Below are 19,751 nucleotides of genomic sequence, written 5' to 3'. Positions count from 1 at the left end.
TTTATGGAATCGTACTTCTCCCGGTTTAAAGCCGAGCTATTGCAGGACGGCTCTTTTGAAAATATAGAAAATGCCCGCAGCGAGATATTTGAATATATTGAAATGTACTATAACCCTATCCGAAGACATTCAGCCTTAGGCTATATCAGCCCGATGGCGTTTGAGCGAAAGGCAAGTTATCCACAAAAAGCGGAGGCCCGATAAAAAGAAAAAAAGAAGCAAAAAAAGAAAAACGTGTTGAAATATGGAAAACTCTCCGAGTTTCCCACATTTCAACACCACAAACAAACAACAAGTTATTTATTTTTACTTTTATAAATCATGACAGATCAACTGTCCGGATAAACCATCACACCCCACGGTGCGTTGAAGTATGGAAGGGATCTGCCTGTTGCCATTCCAGTTCGATAGTTAATCCATTGTTGCTGGTTATCTTTAATTGGGCGCGTATCTGGCGGCTTAAACCTGTCATGAGCTGCATACCTAATGATTTTGATTGCTTTATATCAATCTCCGGGGATAAACCTTTCCCGTTATCACTGATCATTAACCGAACGTGATTGTCAGTACTGGTAAGGTTGATGGAAACCTGTTTGTCGGTCTGATCAGCAAACGCATATTTTATCGAATTTGTTATCGCTTCGTTCAGGATCAACCCGATGGGTACAGCCTGGGAAACATCTAACCTTACCGGTGCAACATCTACCCGTAATTTGATATGGCCAAAGGTATCGAAGCTATCCTGCAGATAGAGTGCGATCTCCCGGATATAATCACCCGCATCTATAGTAGCGAGGTTATCAAACTGGTATAATTTCTGATGGATCAGCGATATCGACCGCATCCGGTTTTGACTGTCCCTGATCACATCGATTGCTACTACATCTTTAATATTGCTTAGCTGGGAATTAAGCAAGCTGATCACGATCTGCAGGTTGTTTTTGACGCGATGATGTACTTCTTTCAAAAGCCATTCCCTTTCATCAACCAATTGCCGTAAATATTCATTTTGCGTATTAATTTCCTCTTGCTGTTCCTGCAGATCATTGTTTGCTTGGTGCTTAAGCTTGTAACGGTTGTAAAGGACAGCGAGTAAGGCCATCAATAACAGGACAGAGGCAATAAACAGGTTCCGGATCATTTTCTGGCTATGCAGCGCGCTGTTCTGTAACTGATTTTGATGGGTTAGCAGGTCGATATGTTTTGCTTTAAAAGCGATTTCCTGATCCTTCTTTTGCAGGTCGAAAGTCATTTGCATCCTGCCAATCTGCTTGTTATAATTACGGGACAGCATTGAATCCCGCAATAAATGTGCGTTTTCCTGGTGACTGATTGCCGAAAGGAAGTTTCCCCTGGCCGAGTCTACCTGGAATTGATAATGTTCTATTTTCTGTTTGGATATCAGGCTTTGGGTGACAGCCGCATATTTAATAAATTTTTCCACTTGTAATTCCGCTTCCGGAAACTGCTTCATGGCAATCAAGTATTCTATCATTGCCGCATCGGTAGGGCTCAATTCGATATTGTGTGCGTCTGTAAGCTGTTTCAAACGGTTATAATACCCCGAGGCTTTATCAAGCTTTTTTGTAGCTGTCGCCGCGAAAAGCAGGTTGGTGATCAGGTTGGTTTGGTTCTGATAATCGGTAGTCGGGCATTTTATGAGCGCTTCTTCACAAGTTTTTACCGCCTCCCGGTAACGCCCCAGCTTGTTATAGATAGTGCCGAGGCTGCCCGATATCATAATCCAGTCGTTATTATTACGGTTTTTAAGCGCATAATAACTTGCCTTATCCATGTATTCCGCTGTTCTGTTATCCTGATTGATGGAATTGTAAGTAAAGGCTAAACGATAGTAGATGGTACTGATCATTTGGCTGGTGTCCTTAAACATTTCAGCAGTTTTAAGCGCCTTTAGTTGATAGGAAAGGCCTTCTACGGTGTTTCCTGAACTTGTGAGTGCATCCCCAAGCAAATCATAAATATCCTGCAATTGTTTTACCCCGAGTAATTGGTAAAGAGCCAGCGATTCGTTTAAAAGCGAAACAGCTTCCTTAAGATCATATCTGCTATTCTTCAAATCTCCAAGAAACTTCAATCCATCGGCAAGCTTCTTAGTACGTGGCGCTACTTTTCTCAAAATGCCTACCGACTTCGTAAAATAATTTATCTTGATAATAAGGCTATCCGCATTGGTGGCGTCGTAATAAGTTGATAATTCCGCCAGTACGTCAGCGGCTTCAATGGTTGTTGAGTTTTTGGGAAGCAGTTTAACGCCCTGTTCGGCATATTTTCTGCCCGCAACTATATCTTTTTTTTCGCGGTAGCTTTGTGAAAGCAAGCTGTAGGCGGCGATTTCCTGTGGCAAAAAATGATATTGATGACTTAGGGAAAGGGCCTGGTTGCCATAATTGATGGCGTTACTTAGGTCGTCGGCCTGCTCACCCGGTTTATTCACATAGGTAGATGCTAAACGGAGCAATGCGTTGATCTTTGCTGTGTCTCCGAGGTCGATCTTCTTAATGCCAGACGGTATATCCGGTAGAAGGGGGGAATTGGATTTACTGAAAGCAGGGTGGGATAGAAGTAAGACAAGAATAAAGATTTTAAAAAACAGCTTATTCATAAGTAGGGGGCAACGTCAAAAGTATAGATTTTATAACCGGGTAGTTAAGGTTCGGTGTTTTCTTACCGGGATTGAATTCTTGTCAATAACAAAGTTGATATGATTTTAAAAGTGTCAATCAAAATTATTGGTTTGCTGCCAGCGGGTGCTCTTTTGCTAGTTAAAAGGAGGGAGTGTATACTGTCAAATCCTTATTTCTTTATTTTATGCGTAAATTTGGGACATTGCTTTAGCTTAATAGCGAAATAAGATTGAGCGGATTAGAAACGGAAATGATCCGGTTATCGCTCCGGTAAGAACTCCACTCACCGGACGAATTTATCTTTTACTATGGGAAAAGGGATTTTTTCTATTTCTTTCTTTTTGCTGTTTGCCCTGACGGCCCTTGGTCAGGTAACTAAGGGCGTGTTGCTTGTAAAAAAGGAAACGGATAATAACCTTTCGGCTTTGTTGGAAAAGTTAAGCCAATCTCCTTCAGATACCAATAAGATCAATTTGCTCCTTAAAATTTCGCATGTTTATTGGTATTCCAGAACCTTAGAGAACAAGGCTATTGATAGCACTATGTTATATGCAGGTCTGGCACTTGAGTTAAGTAAAACTTTAAATTTCACCGAGGGCGGCAACGAGGCCAAATTTATGCAATGCAAGGCCTTACTTGAGCGAAATCAGTTTAAAGACGCATTGGATATAGCATCCAGTACCGATGGTGAAGAAAAGGCGAGGTTGTTGTTGCTTATTGCCGAACGCGGCGTTTTTAACTTTCCGCCCGACAGTAAAGAATACATCCAGGCTATGCCATTGATAAACCAGGCATCGGCGGCGGCAAAGAAAGCCGGCTCAACTAAATGGATGAACGAATGCTTTGTCCTGACAGGTAAATTTTACTTTAACCGAGGTAACGTAGCTTGTGGCAAGAGGGCATTCATGGATATCATTCAAAGTTTTCACCAATCAGGAGAAACTGAAAATGTGGCTCGAACATGGTCGCAACTTGGTACGTATATGCCTGAGAATAACAATACCTATCGCGATATTATTTACAGTAATGAAATGGCCGTAAAATACTATCGCCAGGCAAATAACCTGAAAGAAGCTGGATATAGTTTACGCGACCTTGTTATTATCCGGGGAAACCATGGCCAGATTGTACAGGCCGAGAAAGATCTGTTGGAAATGCTGAGACTTTTTTCGGAATGTCACGAGCCGCTTTCTATAACCACTTACTATATCGTAAGTGACTTTTATCGTTTTAACGGCCGCTATGATAAAGCCCTCGACTGGGGATTTGCTGGGGTAAAGGCTGCCGGAGATAATCCTGATAAGCAGATCAGACCGTATATTGCGCTTGGCAACACATACGCGGCGCTGAAGAAATTTGATAAGGCTATTCAATTTTATCAGATAGTGCTTCAATATGATATCAGCAAATCTGACCGGGATAAGTATGTTGATTGTTATAAGATAGCCAATTTCATGGCCTCAGGAGGGGCACCTAAAAAGGCATTTAGATTTCTCAACGATTTTTTAAAGAAATATCCAACCTTATCGGTTAATAACAGGGAACTCTTTGCCTCAACGTACGGGTATATTTATGACCTGCTCGGGAACCAAAACCTTGCAGAACAAAGCTATTTGGAAATGCTCAGACTTGATCAGGCTGCCGATCAGGAAAATGGGAAAAGGATAGGCTATCATTTAACTTTAGCCGGTGGCGGCGCTTTATTCATTATAGGTAAGTATTATACCCAGCATCACCGTTTCAAAGAAGGAAAGAAATACCTGGAGGCATCGTTAAAGGATCCGCAATATTTTGACCGGGACCAGGAGCTTGATACCCATAAATTGTTGTTTAAGGCAGATTCTGCGCTCGGAAACTTTATTCCGGCTATCAGGCATTTTGCCAGGCATAAAGCGTTAGACGATTCTATCAATAATTTAGCTGCGAGGCAAAAAATATCTGAATTAAATATCAAGTATGAGGCAGACAAAAAGTCGAAGGATATCAAATTGCTTGAGAATAAGCAGAAACTCCAGGAAGCAGTAATAGAACGCTCCAATACAATCCGCGATGTGATGATTGGGGGCGTTGTGGTGCTGTTGTTGCTGGCAACCCTGGCGTTTTGGGGCTTTAAAAGCAAGCAGAAAATTAACAGAAGACTGGAGTCTCAACAGGAAGCTATCAATACGCAGAATATCATTTTACAAAGGTTATTATACGAGAAGGATGGCCTGCTTGCAGATAAAGACGGGCTTTTGAAGGAGAAGGACTGGTTGTTGCGAGAAGTACACCACCGGGTAAAGAATAACCTCCAGATTATCATGAGCCTTTTAAGAGCGCAGGCCGGTTTTCTTCAAAACGCAGATGCTAAAGAGGCGATAGCCGAAAGCGAAAACAGGGTTAACGCTATCGCCCTTATTCATCAGAAACTTTATAACAATGACCAGATTGCCACTATCAATATGCCTGCATATGTATCAGATTTGGTTAATAATCTCTCTAATGGCCTTGGTGTTAAAAAAATTAAATTTATACAGGCAATTGATTCGCTGCATATAGAGCTTTCCCAGGCGGTTCCAGTAGGGCTGATCTTGAATGAAGCTATTACTAATGCAGTTAAATATGCCTTTAATGGCGAAGCCGGGCAAATTACTATATCATTTGCTAAAGGTGAGCATGATCTTGTAAAACTTACTGTTGCCGATAACGGGCGGGGATTACCGGAAAACTTTGATGCTATGCAAAATAAATCACTTGGTTTGCAGATGATGAATGGGCTTACGCGACAGCTGAGAGGAGTTTTTGAAATATCGGGATTGGGAGGGGTAACTGTATCGCTACGCTTTAAACTACACGTTAATTAAAAATCAATTGCCTTTCAATTGATGAATCAACATAAAACTTTTTTTGGTTAAGTGAGGTAGGTGGATATTCCTGATTAGTAGACCAATACGTTTCGAAAATGGGTTCACGACGTTTCGTTAAACTTTTATCGTGTCATCTCCCTGAATCCGATATTTGTAATTTGATCTTCGTCGACGCGATTCGCAAGGCTAATAGGTACGCAACAACATGGTCAATAATGCCGAAAAATCCAAATGTTTTTAGTTAGACAATTTTAGATTGCTTAAAATGGTTCAAGCCCATTTGGGTGCACAAAACGACCATTAATATATTGCGAAGGTCGTTTTTAGTTTTACCATTTTGAAAGGTAATATTAGGAGTCCGAAGGAATTTGATCGACTCTTAAGTAGTTCATTATCAAAATAGATGATGTATGCTTTCGCTTTGCTCACTCAATGCTCACCAAGCTGTTATTATAAAGATTAGCTTAGGTGTTAAATAAGCAGATATATAAAATGTTGATTTATATAAGGATGGAGTAGGAAAGAGCGGGAATTGAACTCCGGTATTATTAGCTTTAAAATCAATGTTTTATGACGATGCGCTTTTCCTACTCAATGAATAGCTCACTATTAAATAAAACTGGCTTTAAAAATAATTTTGAGAAATAAAAACGTTGACACTGTATTTGCCTATTACCTTTCTAACATAATCGTCTAATAAACGATGTGATTTCGTCACTGGTTTACTCGTTTTGAGGGTATCGGCGCCGATTAGTTGGATGTGCATTCCTGCTGTTTTGCATGTGGCGTGGGCCAGACATTTGTAAGACGATATAGGGCACTTGCGTACAGAGCATGATTACGGAATGCCATGCTTTTGCGTGTGGCGGTCTTTGTCAGCTTTAATATCACAGCGCTCTGCTTGGCATAATTGATAAATCGCTTAAGGATTTACCAAACAGCCGACAGTCTAAAGACCGAGGTGAAGTTTAAACTTGACCGTACCATGCTGAGGCATGAACATCTGTAACGACCCATCAAAACCACTTTACGTTACCCTGATGTGCTTATCAGCTTGTACATCCTGGCAGCTAGATCAAAATAAGATGCCAGGGTTAGAAACGGGCAGCTTTACAACGCAACAAATTCAAAAGCATTTGTAACATATACGAAAGTAATTTTTGGATGAGCTACGTTTCTTTGTGAAGAAATTGTACCGGCCTTACAATCTGTAGTGATCATATTGGCTGGTTTCAAAACAACATTCTTAACTTCAATGAAAAACCTAAAAACAACCTTAGCGATACCTCTTCTCATGCTATTAAGTTGTATGATATTTGTCGGATGCAACTATAGTAAAGGCGCAAAAAAGGACTTCCGCACCGGTTTATCTTTCAGCTACAATGGCTTTATCGTGCGCGATGTTTTATTGATTGACCCGGCCAATAAACGAATGACCGATAATAAAGTACAATTGAACACCCGAATAGCTATTGTAGCGCTTGGCCTAAACAATTATGGGCTTAAAGAAGGAAAGGTTTTCCCGGGGATGATGCTCTTGGTAACTGATAAAAAGGGAACCACGGTACTTAATGCTGCCGACCTGTTTGCAGGTGCTCAGGGCTATCCGCCGGCAAGCGCTACCGAACTGCGCGGTGATATCACCATTGCAAGACCGATGGAAGCAGGGGAGACCTATCACGTAAAAGTACACATTTGGGACAAGGTGAAAGCGGATAATGAATTAAATATTGAAGCAGACCTGGTTATATAGTAAATTATTATACACCGCAAAATTTGCTAACCAATTAAATTATTTACCATGGCCATTTTATTGCCGCGAAAACCGACCCTTATTTGCCTGACAGTGCTGGGCCCCATTTGCATTGTGGACGGCATTGTCAAAAAAAACACACAGGAGATCCTGGCCATGTTGGCCGTATTCATATATGCTGTAGTAACCCTGATTATGGACAGCAGAAAAAAGAAAAAACTTATAGATAAAAATAACCGGGAACATAATAATCCCGTTAATCCGAACCGATGAACCTAAACAAACACCATTATGCCCGATTGGGAAACTTTTGGACCACCGTTTCAGCATCGCCTCATAAGCACAACTTCCATTGCCACCGAAGTTTTTTTTGACTTGTACTTCTCCAATTCAGTTACGTATGATTCGGCAGACTCACCGCTTTTATAATAATCTACCTACAATATCAAATAATTTCCAGTCTACATCGTCCCAGGTTCCTGATGAACAGGTCATCAGTCTGTTAAAATGAGAACGCACACCGTCGCAAATTTTAGCCAGTATCATATTCAGCCGTTTAGATGCTCCCTGCATCGCCGGGCTTTTTTCCTGACCATGAGGCGCTGCTCCTACATTAGTAATCATCCATGAAATACGTTCATTAAAGGCTTCTCCCGGGAAGGCTCTTTTGTTGAAAATAGTATATTCACAGCCCCGCTACAAAGACGGGATCGATGCTTTTTTTCTAAGCTTCTCTGCCTTCATTGCCGCTTTATTCATGTACAAAATTGTTCATCGGCACGCGCATGCATCTTTCAGGGATTAAAAACACCATGTAGGCCGGCTCGGTAAGCAGCTTCGTCGCCACAACGAGAAGGGAAGTTTCTTCACCTTCTATACGCACTGCATTAACATGTAATTCATTTGCGATTATCGTCATATCATGTTTAACCAATTTGGGATTGAATGGTTCGACTGAGTGACTGCCGGGGATATGGAAGCGAAAGAATGACCGGTGCCCGATACATTACATTCACTGTCTTCCGGGCGAAGAAAACCGCTGATACCGTGTAATAATCTATTAGTATAAAAGATATTTTTTCTCCCCTTTTATATTTTATGAGAATAAGCTTGACGGTCCAATATCCCCAGCGAATTTGTCATTCGGTGTTTCGAAAAAATAATGTAGGCGGTAGCCCCGTACCTCTTGCTTCGCCAAAAGCCTAGGCCGGCATAGTGCGGAAGTGCGCCACTTGCGTCAAAATGTAACGAAAACGCAAGTATCTGCAACATACTCGAAAGAGATTCTTAGCCTCACCGTGTTTATTTGTAAAACGGATTTCGCATAACTGCGGACTGTAAAATCATAAACTATCACTATAAATATTATTAAAACTAACACCTATGAAACAGTTCACTAAAACAGTAATATATATCCCAAACGGCGATACTGCATTCTGAAAGCTATACGTAATAAAGCACCTTGTCACTCATATATCAATTTAACTCATTAACCGGCATTTAACCGGTTGATGAGTTGAAGTTATCAACCTAACTGCAATGAAAAAATACCTGCTGTTAATGGCACTTATTTACAGTGGATGCTGCAGCCTTCACGCTCAAGATCTTGAAAATATCGCTCATCAAAAGCCTGTAACCTTATCAGGCACTATCCAGGCTCAGGGTATTTTTTATAATGCAACGGGTATCCAGGATCGCCGTGCACCTTTTACTTACTATTTTTCGGGTAATCCGACTATTAGTTTTTACGGTTTGGATGTACCGCTGTCTTTCAGTTTCAGCGAGTCTGATAAATCATTCAGGCAGCCATTTAACCAGTTGGGAATAAGTCCTGCTTATAAATGGGTTACCGTGCACCTCGGGTACCGGGATATTTCTTTTTCGCCTTATACCCTTGGCGGTCATACCATGCTTGGAGCGGGTTTTGAATTAACCCCCGGCAAGCTGAGGGTGGGTTTTATGTATGGCCGGCTTAACAGGGCAACCACTATCGATACTACCACGCAGGCCCTGGTACCTTTCTCTTTTTCACGAAAGGGATATGCCGCTAAACTGGGTTATGGAACCGATCGTAACTTTTTTGAATTGAGTTACCTAAGCGCCAAAGACGATACCATCAAGCCAAAAGGTGTTACCCCACAGCAAGACTATATAAGCCCGGCCAGAAATGATGTGATGGGTTATACCTCAAGGTTTAGCTTTTTTAAGTATTTTATGTTTGAAAGTGACGGCGCGTTAAGTTTGTATACCAATGATGTCAATTCGCCAATCTCGCTTGATAATGGAAGCAGTACTTTATTGAATAAACTCCGCACTACCTTTGGGCTAAATGGTACATCCGAATACTACACCGCTTTTTCGGCGGGGCTTGGTTATAAAAGCCGGAACTACGGACTCAAACTAAAATATAAGCGTCTCGACCCAGATTTTCAGACTATGGGTGCCTACTATTTCAGCTCGGATTATGAAAACTGGACGGTAAGCCCTTCTGCAAATCTTGCCAAAGGAAAAATAAGGTTTAACGGTAGCTTGGGCTTTCAGCACGATAATATAAAAGATCAGAAACGAGCGACCAATCACCGGGTTATTGGCGCGTTTAACGCGGGCGTTGATATTACCAAATCACTGTCGGTAGATGCGGTTTACACCAACTTCTCCGATAATCAAAAGGCCCAAACCGTTTTATTTGCCGATTCGCTTAAGATTGTACAAACCACCCAAACCATCACCATCATGCCCCGGTACATGATCATCAGCACCGATGTGATCCATATGATCTCCGGCTCATTTACCCGTAATAGTTTAAATGACTATAACACTTTTTATAGTACCGATGCGGTATCGCGCAGCATAAAAACAAACCAGTATATGCTGAGCTACAATATCAACTTCACTAAAAGGATGCTGAGCGCCTACGTCAATATTTCGGATACCAAATTGAGTGGGCAGGGCATGAGCAACAGCTTCCGGTCGGCAACGGCAGGGGCAAACAAGGTCTTTTTTCAAAAACTGCAAACCGGCCTTAGCAGCACTTTTACCAGCAGCAAGTCATTAGGCGGAGAGGATACATTTATCATTAACGCTACCGGTAACCTGGGTTACCGGGTGGCTAATAAACAATTAGTATCCTTTAATTTTTTCCTTACCAATAACAAAGTGAAAACGGCAGGGCCTCAACTGCAGCCAAATTTTACAGAAACCCGCGGGGAATTAAGTTATCTACTAAGCTTTTAAGAACATGAAAAAACTGTACCTCTTTTTACTCATTTGTATTGCCTGGTTGCCCTTAAAAGCACAAGTAAGCGTGTCGATACAGATCTTGCCGCCCTATCCGCGTAAGATCACCGATTATGCATCGCAGCCTCAATTAATGGTGATCGCGGTCACCAACGTATCAACCAAAAGGCAACGGATCCAGTTACGGGGAACTATTACCGGCGATAACGGTGTGATACTTGCTGTAAAGCCAAATTACAAAAGTCCTGTAGCTATTGAGCTTGATCCGGGCCAAACCCGCAGCCTTAACGGTAATGACCTCAGTAAATTTTTTGATTATACCCAGGTGAAGTACACCGGTATAACCCAAAGTGAATTCATCAACAAAAATGGCTTGCCCGAAGGCAGTTACCGTTTTTGTTTACAGGCGTTTGATTATGATACCAATGCCGTCATTAGTCCAGATGAACCGGTAGGATGTAGTAACACGTTTACCATAAGCAGCCTGGAGCCGCCAACCATTATATCACCTATGGAGGATGCACAGCTATCCACAACCGGCGGGCAAATTGTTTTGATGCAATGGACAACGCCTCCGGGCACATCTCCGCAAATCATGTCGTCAGTAAGGTATAAGCTTAGGATGGTGGAGGTACTTGGTGACAGAAACCCCAGTAATGCACTTATGTCGGCAACGCAGCCTTATTTTTTTGAGAAGGAGGTTGTCGGCAACTCCTATGTCTATAATGCCGCCGATCCGCAGCTTACACCGGGGCGCAGGTATGCGCTTTTAGTAGAGGCCTTTGATCCCTTCAATAATACCCCATTCCGCAATAAAGGCAGAAGCGAGGTTCGGTCGTTTATTTATGGCGGGGCGCCAATTGTGAAGGTAGATACCAACTTAGTTAAAGAACAAGCCAAACAAAAAGCTCAATCGGTACAATACGCTACCAATACTATAAAAGGCAAGCTGGTATGGACTTTTAAGAAAACCGAAGCGCAGTACACTGGGTCAGCTGGTTTTGGCGGGGTATCGGCTGATATTCCTGCTCCGATAAATACGATAGTGAAGGCTACACCGCCGCCAATTGTATTAACAGGCGCACCTATACCAGGTCTCGCCTCAAGGCCGATATCTTCCATTTTAAAAACCTCTGTGTTTAATGCCCCTAATGTTTTAAATGATTCCAGGATAGCCGCAGCTGCGCAGGTAGATCCTACCTTGATACCTTATGTGCCTGTACAAACCACCGCCGGGTTGGGCGCAGGCGCTGTTATGACTACAACGGGCGGCACCAACCTCTCTTACAACGAGGACGCCATAGCTGTTGACAGTGCAACAGAGCGGTACGCACTGCCTAATGCAGATATCGTCATTAAAGGAGTTGTCGATCCAAACTGGAAAACGGATAACGGTTTTTCTACCACGACAGCGAGCACACAAGCCACAAATTACACGAGTGATTTTTCGTACCTGGGCATGTACTCATTTCCGGCAAGCAGTTTTGTAAACCCCATGTTCGATTTTAGTTTTGGTTTCCATTACAACTTAGATCCACCGCCGGTGGAGGAATTGATAGCTACCAGTAAAACCGATGGCGGAGGCAATTTCGCTATTGATTTTACACATCCCTCCTATATGGGGTTAGCTAAATACACCAAACTGATCATCAGTATAACGTCTGAAAATTTTGAGCAGAAAACCGTCGAGATCCCCATAAGTAAATTGGATTCAACGGGGATGCGTGATATAGGACAGATCCTTTTACTGGCCCGCACCCTGCGCTACACGCCAAAACTCACTTTAGACGACGTGGCCGATGCCAGCCCGGAAGATAAGATAGCTGTTGTACATATTTACCGGAATAAGATTGATTTTGAAAACGATCCTTACTTATACCAGGAAGGGAATATTCCTTTTGAATCTAAACATGCTGTAACTATAAACGGCCGTAGTGTGGTTGAAGTGTCGGTTGATAGTGTAAAAATGGGAACCGGTGGCGGAACACTAAAGTATGGTAAGCTGTTTTATGGCGGGCGTTTTTTAGTGGTTATTGAAAGCCATAACCAGCGTTTCAACGGTAAAACCACCGATCTGGAAGCGCATAACCTCAACCTTGCTTCTAATCTGGTACTTAATGTTAAAGCAGATTACCGGTTAACGGCCACGCCGGCATACGTATTTGGAGAGGTAAGAATGTCGCTGCCAACGGGTTTTGTACCGGTTACGGGTGCCATAGTTAAGATTGAATACAATACGAGCGATTTATTGAATCCCGGGCCACCACCGTTCACGGGTTCAGTAATTGATTATTTCAATAGGCAAGCATCAAGAACAGCTATCCTTCTTGGCGGCAATAATAACCAGCTGCCTGTTGTCAGTGGGGTTATCGCAAGGCCGTTAATACTAAACACGCTTTCACTTGGCGGTGCGCAATTTAACGGCCCGGCAACTATCCGCCCAATTCCTGCCATTGCAGGATTACCTACCGCACCCTCGCCTATATCGAACACTGTTGTAAGTAATGCGAATAAATCAACCATTTTAGCGGAGAGTGTTTTAAGCAAGATGGATGAACTGAACCTTGTAAAAGTTTTAACTGCTGACTACGGCCCCTATAGTGTGAAGACCGATTCGCTTGGCAGGTTCACGATCCCGAACTTGCCGCAGCTAAAAGATCGCGCGAGCTTTAAGGTAAAATTGATTAAAGTAAGCAGTGAATTTCAGGATCTCGAGGTAACACCCGATACAGTACAAACTTTCCAGGCGCTGGCCAACGGATCAAACAAGGAAGTGATATTCAGCATCAAACCGGATATTGTGAGTGTGGTTGGCCGGGCTATATCGTCAACAAAGCAAGCAATTCCAAACGCGCGTTTACACTTTGTTAACTCAACGGTTTATTTTAACTCGGGCGAGGACGGGCTTTTCCAGACAAGCTATTACCAGGGTAACCATAAGCTGATGATTGAAAAGGAGGGATACATTTCACAAACCATTGATGTAGTGATCCCTGCACCGTCAAAAGCAAATGCTAACCCTGCGCTTGGCAACGGCCTGGTGTTACAAAACCCGTCTAATGTGATCTCGACAGTCAACAGGGTAATTAATCCGGTAATTAACCCCGGCGATAATATCGCAAAGCTTAACCAGCTTAATGCTAATATTCTTACCGCCAATAGTATCCAGGCATCAATTAACAGGGGCTTTGTTTATAACACACGCATGTTTGGTTTTGCCGGGCCAACAGTGGCAAGTGCTACGTCACCGGCAATAGGCGATGTAAAGCTGATAACAAACGCGATAGTGCTTGACAATAGTACGCCTAAAATTGCATCGCCTATAGGTAATATGGTGGGCAATAACCCCGTACTAACCGGCCCTGTTACCGATCAGGCCTTTATCAATAGCCCGGCAATGAGGGCCTCGGCCATTCAGTTTGCCGACCTTTATTCAAAAAACCTCCATAATAATCCGCTGGTGCAGTCGGCGGTACGTACTATTGATCTAGGCGATTGCGGTAACCTGGTACGCCGGACAGGCAGGATAAGGTTTAGGATTTTAGACCCGAACGGTGCACTTGTAAATAATGCTACTATCACGCTGTTTGATACATCACACGTAGCTACAAACGGCGAATGGTATTACGAAGGCTTTGGAGGTAATGCCAAAGTAAGCGTAACGCCTCCAGGTGGTTCCGGACTGGTAGCTGTTGAAAATACAGTGATTGTTCAGGAAAACGGTATTGAAAGTCTCCAAAACATTACACTTGCTAAAGGTACCCTGGTTAGCGGTGTTGTTACCGCTGCCGGGAGCAATTTAGGCGGCGCTGTTGTTGAGGTTGAAGGTCAACCGTATCTTAATACCGTTACAGGGGTTGATGGACGGTATCAAATCAGTCTTCCGGCAGGAAAAACCTTCCTTAAAGCATCAAAATCTGGCTTTATATCTTTAACGCAAGAGGAAAACCTAACCTCCGAACCGGCTTCCGTTAATTTTACCCTTGGCGATGGCGGTGGTAAAAACATAAGCAAGTTACTGGGTTTTCCGGTGGCGCTGGATCAAATGACCCCCGATGGCCTTAATTCTTATCGCGTAACCGGTAAATTCAGTGATCTTACCCCGCTATTTTCAGTATTGAGCAGCCATGATAAAATTTCGTTGAAGTTTACTAACATAAAAGTTACGTTTGATGCATCAAATAATCCGATACCAGAGGGTAACAAGGTACAGACCGACGATACACAGCTCTCGCTTAAATTATTTAACTTTTTACCGCTGATACTTAAACCCGACGGAGAAACCCTGGTTGTTACAGGTACAACGGGTGGTAAAGGAGAGATAAAAGGCAAGCTGCAGTTAGATATGACCGGTGTAACCGACAGTCGGGGGTACCTGCTGGCCAAAAGTTATATACCGCAGTTAATACCTGACAACACCTCATCGCCCGAGGTCCCTGTTTTCAGCTCGGGCGGGGTGCCGTCGGCGCTTACCAAGCTGAAGTTTACGGGGGGAGACACCGGCATGACCGATTGGGAGGCCGAAGTGTACGGTTTTAAAGCTAAAATAGCCTTCGCGGGCAGTTATGTTGATCAGCAGGGAATTCACATGCAAGGTTCGGTAAGCACACCTGATCTGGGCGTGATAAAAACTATCAACTTAAAAATTGAAGATTTTGTGCTGAACCCGCAATTGCAAATCAGTAAGTTGAAAATAGTGGCTACCGATCTGCCCAAACTATCCATCGGCAGTTGGGAAGCTTCACTGGCCTCACTGGTATTTACGGAAGACGGCTTCAATTTTGGCGGCAGCATTACGGTGCAGATCCCTAAATCCACACCATCTACCGTAAGCTTTTCAGACCTGCGCGTTGGTAAGGATATTTTTTATGGTGGCAGCTTTAAAATCCCCGATGAAGGCTTGAACCTCCTGAATGTAGTAAAACTGATGCCGGGCAGCACGCCGCTTAGCTTTGGTAAAGCACCGGGCTCATCAGCCTATAAACTGGCCGGATCGGGCAAGATCAAGTTTGATACTTTTATTACTAAAGAGATCAACCTGCCTGTTTTTGAAATACAAACCGACGGGCGGTTTATGATAGACGCGCCAACCGATTTCTCGGCCGATTTTGCATTTGCTAAATTTAAAGTGCAAAGCATCCAGTTTAACACTACCGATCAAATCCCTTTTATTGGTGTACAGGGCGAGTTTACGGTAGAAGTGCCGATGATTAAATTTACCGCGGGCGATATCCGCTTTAAAGCTAAAGTTGGCGGCGGCATTGAAGCTTCGGTAAGTAAGCTTGGTGCCACTATCGATATCCCGGTAATGAAATCAGAGATCGAGGTGGGGATCAAGGATAATGGTTTTGACGGCGCGGGGTCATTATCGATACCTGGTACGCCTATAAATGCCTCGGTTAACTTTCACTATTACAAGGTAACCGGAGGTATTGATGTAGGGGCAGCTTTCAGCGCCGGTACAGTAATTCCTGTGGGTATCATTACTATTGATCACGTAGGTGGTGGTTTCAACTACAACAGTGCCGAAAAGAAATTTAAAATAGATATTAACGGAGGATTATCATTTACCGGCACCAGTACATTGGTTAAGCTCGATCCTATAGGCCTAACGGTAGAGAGCGGCCCCGTTATAAAAGGTTATGCTACTGTACAAGTGGCCGATTACCTGAACCTGGCCCATGCCGATCTCGTGTTAGATATACCTAACCAATATTTTACGATAGGTATCATTTCAGATATTGAGCCGATAAAGGGCCTGGTAAAAGCGCATATCCAGGGCGATTTGGTGGTAAGCGGTAAAAGTACAGACAAGTATGTGTTTTTGGGATGCGGCATGGACCTTTCACTGTTAGGCCTGATCAACGCCCGGGCGGATTACGCCATGGCTATAGGCCTTAAAAACCCGCGAACCCGTACCGACAGGCTTTCGTATTATTTTGCCAATGCAGCGCCGGAGTATATCAATACGGAGTTTTCAGGGATCTACCTTAATAGTACCGCTTCGCTTGGCATCCCCGAAAATAGGGCTATTGGTTTTGATGTATACGTAGCCAGTGCCAGTGTATGGTTCTACACTGAATCGAAATCAACGCTGTTGCTCAATTTTGCCGAAAATAGTTACCTGCTTGGCTTATCAGGCAAATATGGCGGCGGAGCCAAAGCTTGCGCTATTGGTTTATGTGTAAGCGCCGGTTTCCAGGCTTGTTATAATATCCGGGGCGGTCGTAATGATACGGATGGCTGGTTCATTTCAGGATCTGCTGGTGGCCGGGCCGACTTTAGCATAGGCGGCTGTAGCCCGGGCTGTAACTCGATAGATACGTGCTGGGACTGGCCGCCGGCCGGGGCCAAAGTTTGCGCTACTGCGAATGTAGACCTCGGGTATACGCAGCACAGAGGACTTAATTTTGGTATCCACGTGGGCGGCGACCGTTCAGTATGCCCTTAATTTAAAAACAGTATGAAAAAATTTAATTTAATAATATTACTACTGATAGCGGCCACAGGTGTAAATGCGCAGCAAATACAAACCGGGGTAGTGGGCGGCCACCTGCTGCCGTCAGACAAGCAGGTGATCATTATGGTGAACGCACCGGATGCCGGTACCAAATCCCTTAATATTTTCAGAAAGTATAAAAGCTACGAGGTAAGCAAAGATCAAAGTGGAACAGGCAACTTTAAAAAACAGGCTGTGGTTACTTTTCCGGCTTCCTATTCCGAATTTAAAAAACGCACGGGATCATTGGTAGCTGATGAATTTAAGATCAAGGTAAAAGCCAGGGATGATGCCGAAGCCTGGGCCACCTTGCAAAGCGGCGATGTACAAAAAATTGGTTATTTTTTCCTTTCCAAAGAGTTTTTGGAAGGTATCGGGATGATGTGGACCGATACTGACATCAAAGGCAATTCGGCCGCTACGGTTTACCGAGTTTCGGGTATTGACGCTGCGGGGAAAACGGAGGTTATTTATACAGAAGCAGTTTCGGCGGTAAAGCGGGTGCCTTTCCCCAAGTTTAAATTGAACAGGGCTTTGGTTGCCGATAGTGTGGTTCAGTTTACCTGGTCGGTTCCGGCACCGGCTGCAAACCCTGCCGTTTTCGCATCGGTATATAAAAAATCTTCAATCTCAAAACGCTTCACTGTGGCCGCCGAACGTTTGATAGTTTATAACCGCGATGATAGTTTGCATGTTTATTTTACAGAAAAGATAAACCCCGGCGAATTGCTTACCTATTATATGCAACCTTATGATATGGCCGGCAACAAAGGTGCAAGTTCTGATCCCAGCAGCCATCTTAGCAAATCATTTAAAAGCATCGCAACCATTACCGGTCTTAAGGTTAAAGATACCACCAATGCGTTGTATTTAAGCTGGAACGCCTTGCCACGGCAGGCCGTTTACTCGGGGATCCAGATTCTTAAATCGCGCTCGGCGCAAAAGGAATTTGTTGTTGCAGATACGCTTGCACCAAACGCAGTTAATTACCTCGACCGCAAAGTGCTGCCCAATATGGTATATTACTACCAGGTGAGGCCTTTGCTGGTACCTTATCCGGGCTTTAAAATGCTGCCAACCGCTACCGCGAATGGCTCAATGCAGGTAAAAAATGAGAGGCCGTCAAAACCGGGCGGGCTAACCGCCAAACAGGATAGCACCCGGTTTATTGTACTTAGCTGGGATAAAAACCCTGAGCTTGATCTTTTTGCTTACTATGTGCTTCGTGGTACGTCTGCTAAAGATATGCAGGTTATTTCACCGCCAATCCGTGATACCGTTTACCGCGATTCGTTAAAATACCTGAACGGGGCAACACAATACATATATGCTGTGCAGGTAATGAACCTGGCGCAAAACATGAGCGATATATCCGCATCGGTAGGCATCCGTCCGTTAAAAGCCCAGTATGTAGCATCGCCTGCAGGAGTGCAAAGCCGCTGGGCCGATAGGGCTGTGAGCCTTAAATGGGAAAACACTGTTGCGGTGTATGACAATGTGATTGGCTATATCGTATTCCGAAGAGAAAAAGGGCAGCCTTTTTTTAAGATGATCTCAAAAGTGGAGCGCCTTCCGTTTTTCAGGGATACACTCGCTACGCCGGGCAAAACTTATGAATATGGTGTTACCTCCGTTGATGCTTTTGCTAACCAAAGTTTGCTGTCATCGCTTACTGAGCTAACAGTACCAACCTATGATTTTATCTCCCCGCCTTCGGATTTTTACCTGATCAACAAAACCGATGGCATTCAGCTTACCTGGCCTGGAAATGACAAGGGTAATGATTACGTAGTTTACCGTAAAGCTGTTACTGCGAAAAGCTTTAGCAAGGTATCTGACGTTAAAAATGCGGTTACCTACGTAGATAAAACCGTACAACCAGGAGTATTATACGTTTATAAAATAACAGCGATGCTTAATAAAGTGGAAAGTAACGCGGGGCAGGAAAAAGCCATCAGGCGGGCAAAGTAGTATAAAACTATTAATCGCAAAATATTAACAGATGATACCCTTTCTCTACGTCCCCTTTTTGGTGGGCGACTGTGATGATCTTCGTGATAACTATTTGTATTTATAGATATCTTTAATTATGCGGGTCTGCATTTGCATAGATCTTTAAATACAAAGTTCTACAACCTACGCATCGTGATGCTCCGAGATTATCTGAGTCGGAGTTGTTGTTTTTTCGATCAACAGATCACAGTGGTCAGTCATCTGGTCTAAGGGGCATTTAAATTCACCTATAATATATCTTATCCGAACGCCGGGACAAAAGGATCAGATGTTCGACTTGCTGATCCCTAATTTTTCCATCCGCGATTCAAGGGTGGTCGGCTTTAAGTTAAGTAGTTCTGCAGCCCCGTTCTTGCCTCTTATCCGGCCGTTGGCGATCTTAAGTATGGATAAGATATTTTCTCTTTCGGTCTGTTGCTGTAACCGCTTGATCTCTGAAAGTGTTTTAGGTAAGTGAAGTGTCGAAGGAGCCTCTATATGATCATTATTTTTAGTAGAGATCCTATCGGTCAACTGCCGTCCGAGCCCAAGCAAACTTTGACCATCATTGATGATCACAGCCTGCTCTATCACATTTTCTAACTCTCGTATGTTGCCGGGCCATTGACACTGCTGAAGTTCATCCATGGCCTTCTCGTCAATCCCGCGAAAAGGTTTACCGATCTTTTTACATAATTTCCAGGCGAAAAATACGGCAAGCAACAGGATATCATCTGTCCGTTCCCGAAGAGCAGGAAGCAGAATGGGAAACACGTTCA

10 protein-coding genes are annotated in these 19,751 nt (G+C 43.5%); 6 read left to right on the top strand and 4 right to left on the bottom strand.

Going from position 1 to position 19,751, the window contains the following annotated elements:
* Positions 1-204, top strand: a 204-nt coding sequence (locus BLS28_RS31465; RefSeq protein WP_256337578.1) for an IS3 family transposase, incomplete at its 5' end; no start/stop codon positions are given.
* Positions 205-349: 145 nt separating this feature from the next.
* On the opposite strand, the gene BLS28_RS29600 is transcribed toward BLS28_RS31465, so the two are convergent.
* Entirely contained in the window at positions 350-2,623 is a 2,274-nt protein-coding gene (locus tag BLS28_RS29600; RefSeq protein WP_091176287.1) for a sensor histidine kinase, read from the bottom strand.
* Positions 2,624-2,953: 330 nt separating this feature from the next.
* Between BLS28_RS29600 and BLS28_RS29595 the strand changes: the two genes are divergently transcribed.
* Both BLS28_RS29595 and BLS28_RS29585 read left to right on the top strand, forming a co-directional pair.
* Positions 2,954-5,488 (top strand): tetratricopeptide repeat-containing sensor histidine kinase, encoded by a 2,535-nt coding sequence (locus tag BLS28_RS29595; protein WP_091176284.1) that lies wholly within the window; start codon positions 2,954-2,956, stop codon positions 5,486-5,488.
* Positions 5,489-6,746: 1,258 nt separating this feature from the next.
* Positions 6,747-7,244 carry a hypothetical protein gene (locus tag BLS28_RS29585; RefSeq protein ID WP_143020909.1) on the top strand — a complete coding sequence of 166 codons (498 nt, stop codon included), beginning with the start codon at positions 6,747-6,749 and terminating at the stop codon, positions 7,242-7,244.
* 423 nt (positions 7,245-7,667) lie between these two features.
* On the opposite strand, the gene BLS28_RS29575 is transcribed toward BLS28_RS29585, so the two are convergent.
* Both BLS28_RS29575 and BLS28_RS31660 read right to left on the bottom strand, forming a co-directional pair.
* A complete protein-coding gene (locus BLS28_RS29575; protein WP_091176276.1) occupies positions 7,668-7,868 on the bottom strand; it encodes a hypothetical protein in 201 nt (66 codons plus the stop codon).
* 291 nt (positions 7,869-8,159) lie between these two features.
* Positions 8,160-8,318 carry a 1-deoxy-D-xylulose-5-phosphate synthase N-terminal domain-containing protein gene (locus tag BLS28_RS31660; RefSeq protein ID WP_143020910.1) on the bottom strand — a complete coding sequence of 53 codons (159 nt, stop codon included), beginning with the start codon at positions 8,316-8,318 and terminating at the stop codon, positions 8,160-8,162.
* Positions 8,319-8,783: 465 nt separating this feature from the next.
* On the opposite strand from BLS28_RS31660, the gene BLS28_RS29570 reads away from it, so the two are divergent.
* Genes BLS28_RS29570 through BLS28_RS29560 form a run of 3 tightly spaced genes read left to right on the top strand, consistent with a single transcriptional unit; the run spans position 8,784 to position 18,951 of the window.
* Entirely contained in the window at positions 8,784-10,478 is a 1,695-nt protein-coding gene (locus tag BLS28_RS29570) for a hypothetical protein (protein WP_091176274.1), read from the top strand.
* Between the two features lie 4 nt (positions 10,479-10,482).
* Complete coding sequence (locus tag BLS28_RS29565) at positions 10,483-16,932, top strand: carboxypeptidase-like regulatory domain-containing protein (RefSeq protein ID WP_091176271.1); 6,450 nt, start codon at positions 10,483-10,485, stop codon at positions 16,930-16,932.
* 12 nt (positions 16,933-16,944) lie between these two features.
* Positions 16,945-18,951, top strand: a complete 2,007-nt coding sequence (locus tag BLS28_RS29560; RefSeq protein WP_091176269.1) for a fibronectin type III domain-containing protein — start codon at positions 16,945-16,947, stop codon at positions 18,949-18,951.
* 306 nt (positions 18,952-19,257) lie between these two features.
* Here BLS28_RS29560 and BLS28_RS29555 read toward each other — a convergent pair whose 3' ends face one another.
* The gene (locus BLS28_RS29555; protein ID WP_091176266.1) at positions 19,258-19,746 is read right to left on the bottom strand and encodes an AAA-type ATPase lid domain-containing protein; all 489 of its coding nucleotides are present in this window, start codon (positions 19,744-19,746) and stop codon (positions 19,258-19,260) included.
* Positions 19,747-19,751 lie beyond the last annotated feature (5 nt).

It is taken from the genome of Mucilaginibacter gossypii (assembly GCF_900100945.1).
Classification (GTDB): domain Bacteria; phylum Bacteroidota; class Bacteroidia; order Sphingobacteriales; family Sphingobacteriaceae; genus Mucilaginibacter; species Mucilaginibacter gossypii.
This window is presented reverse-complemented; position numbering and strand designations above follow the sequence as displayed.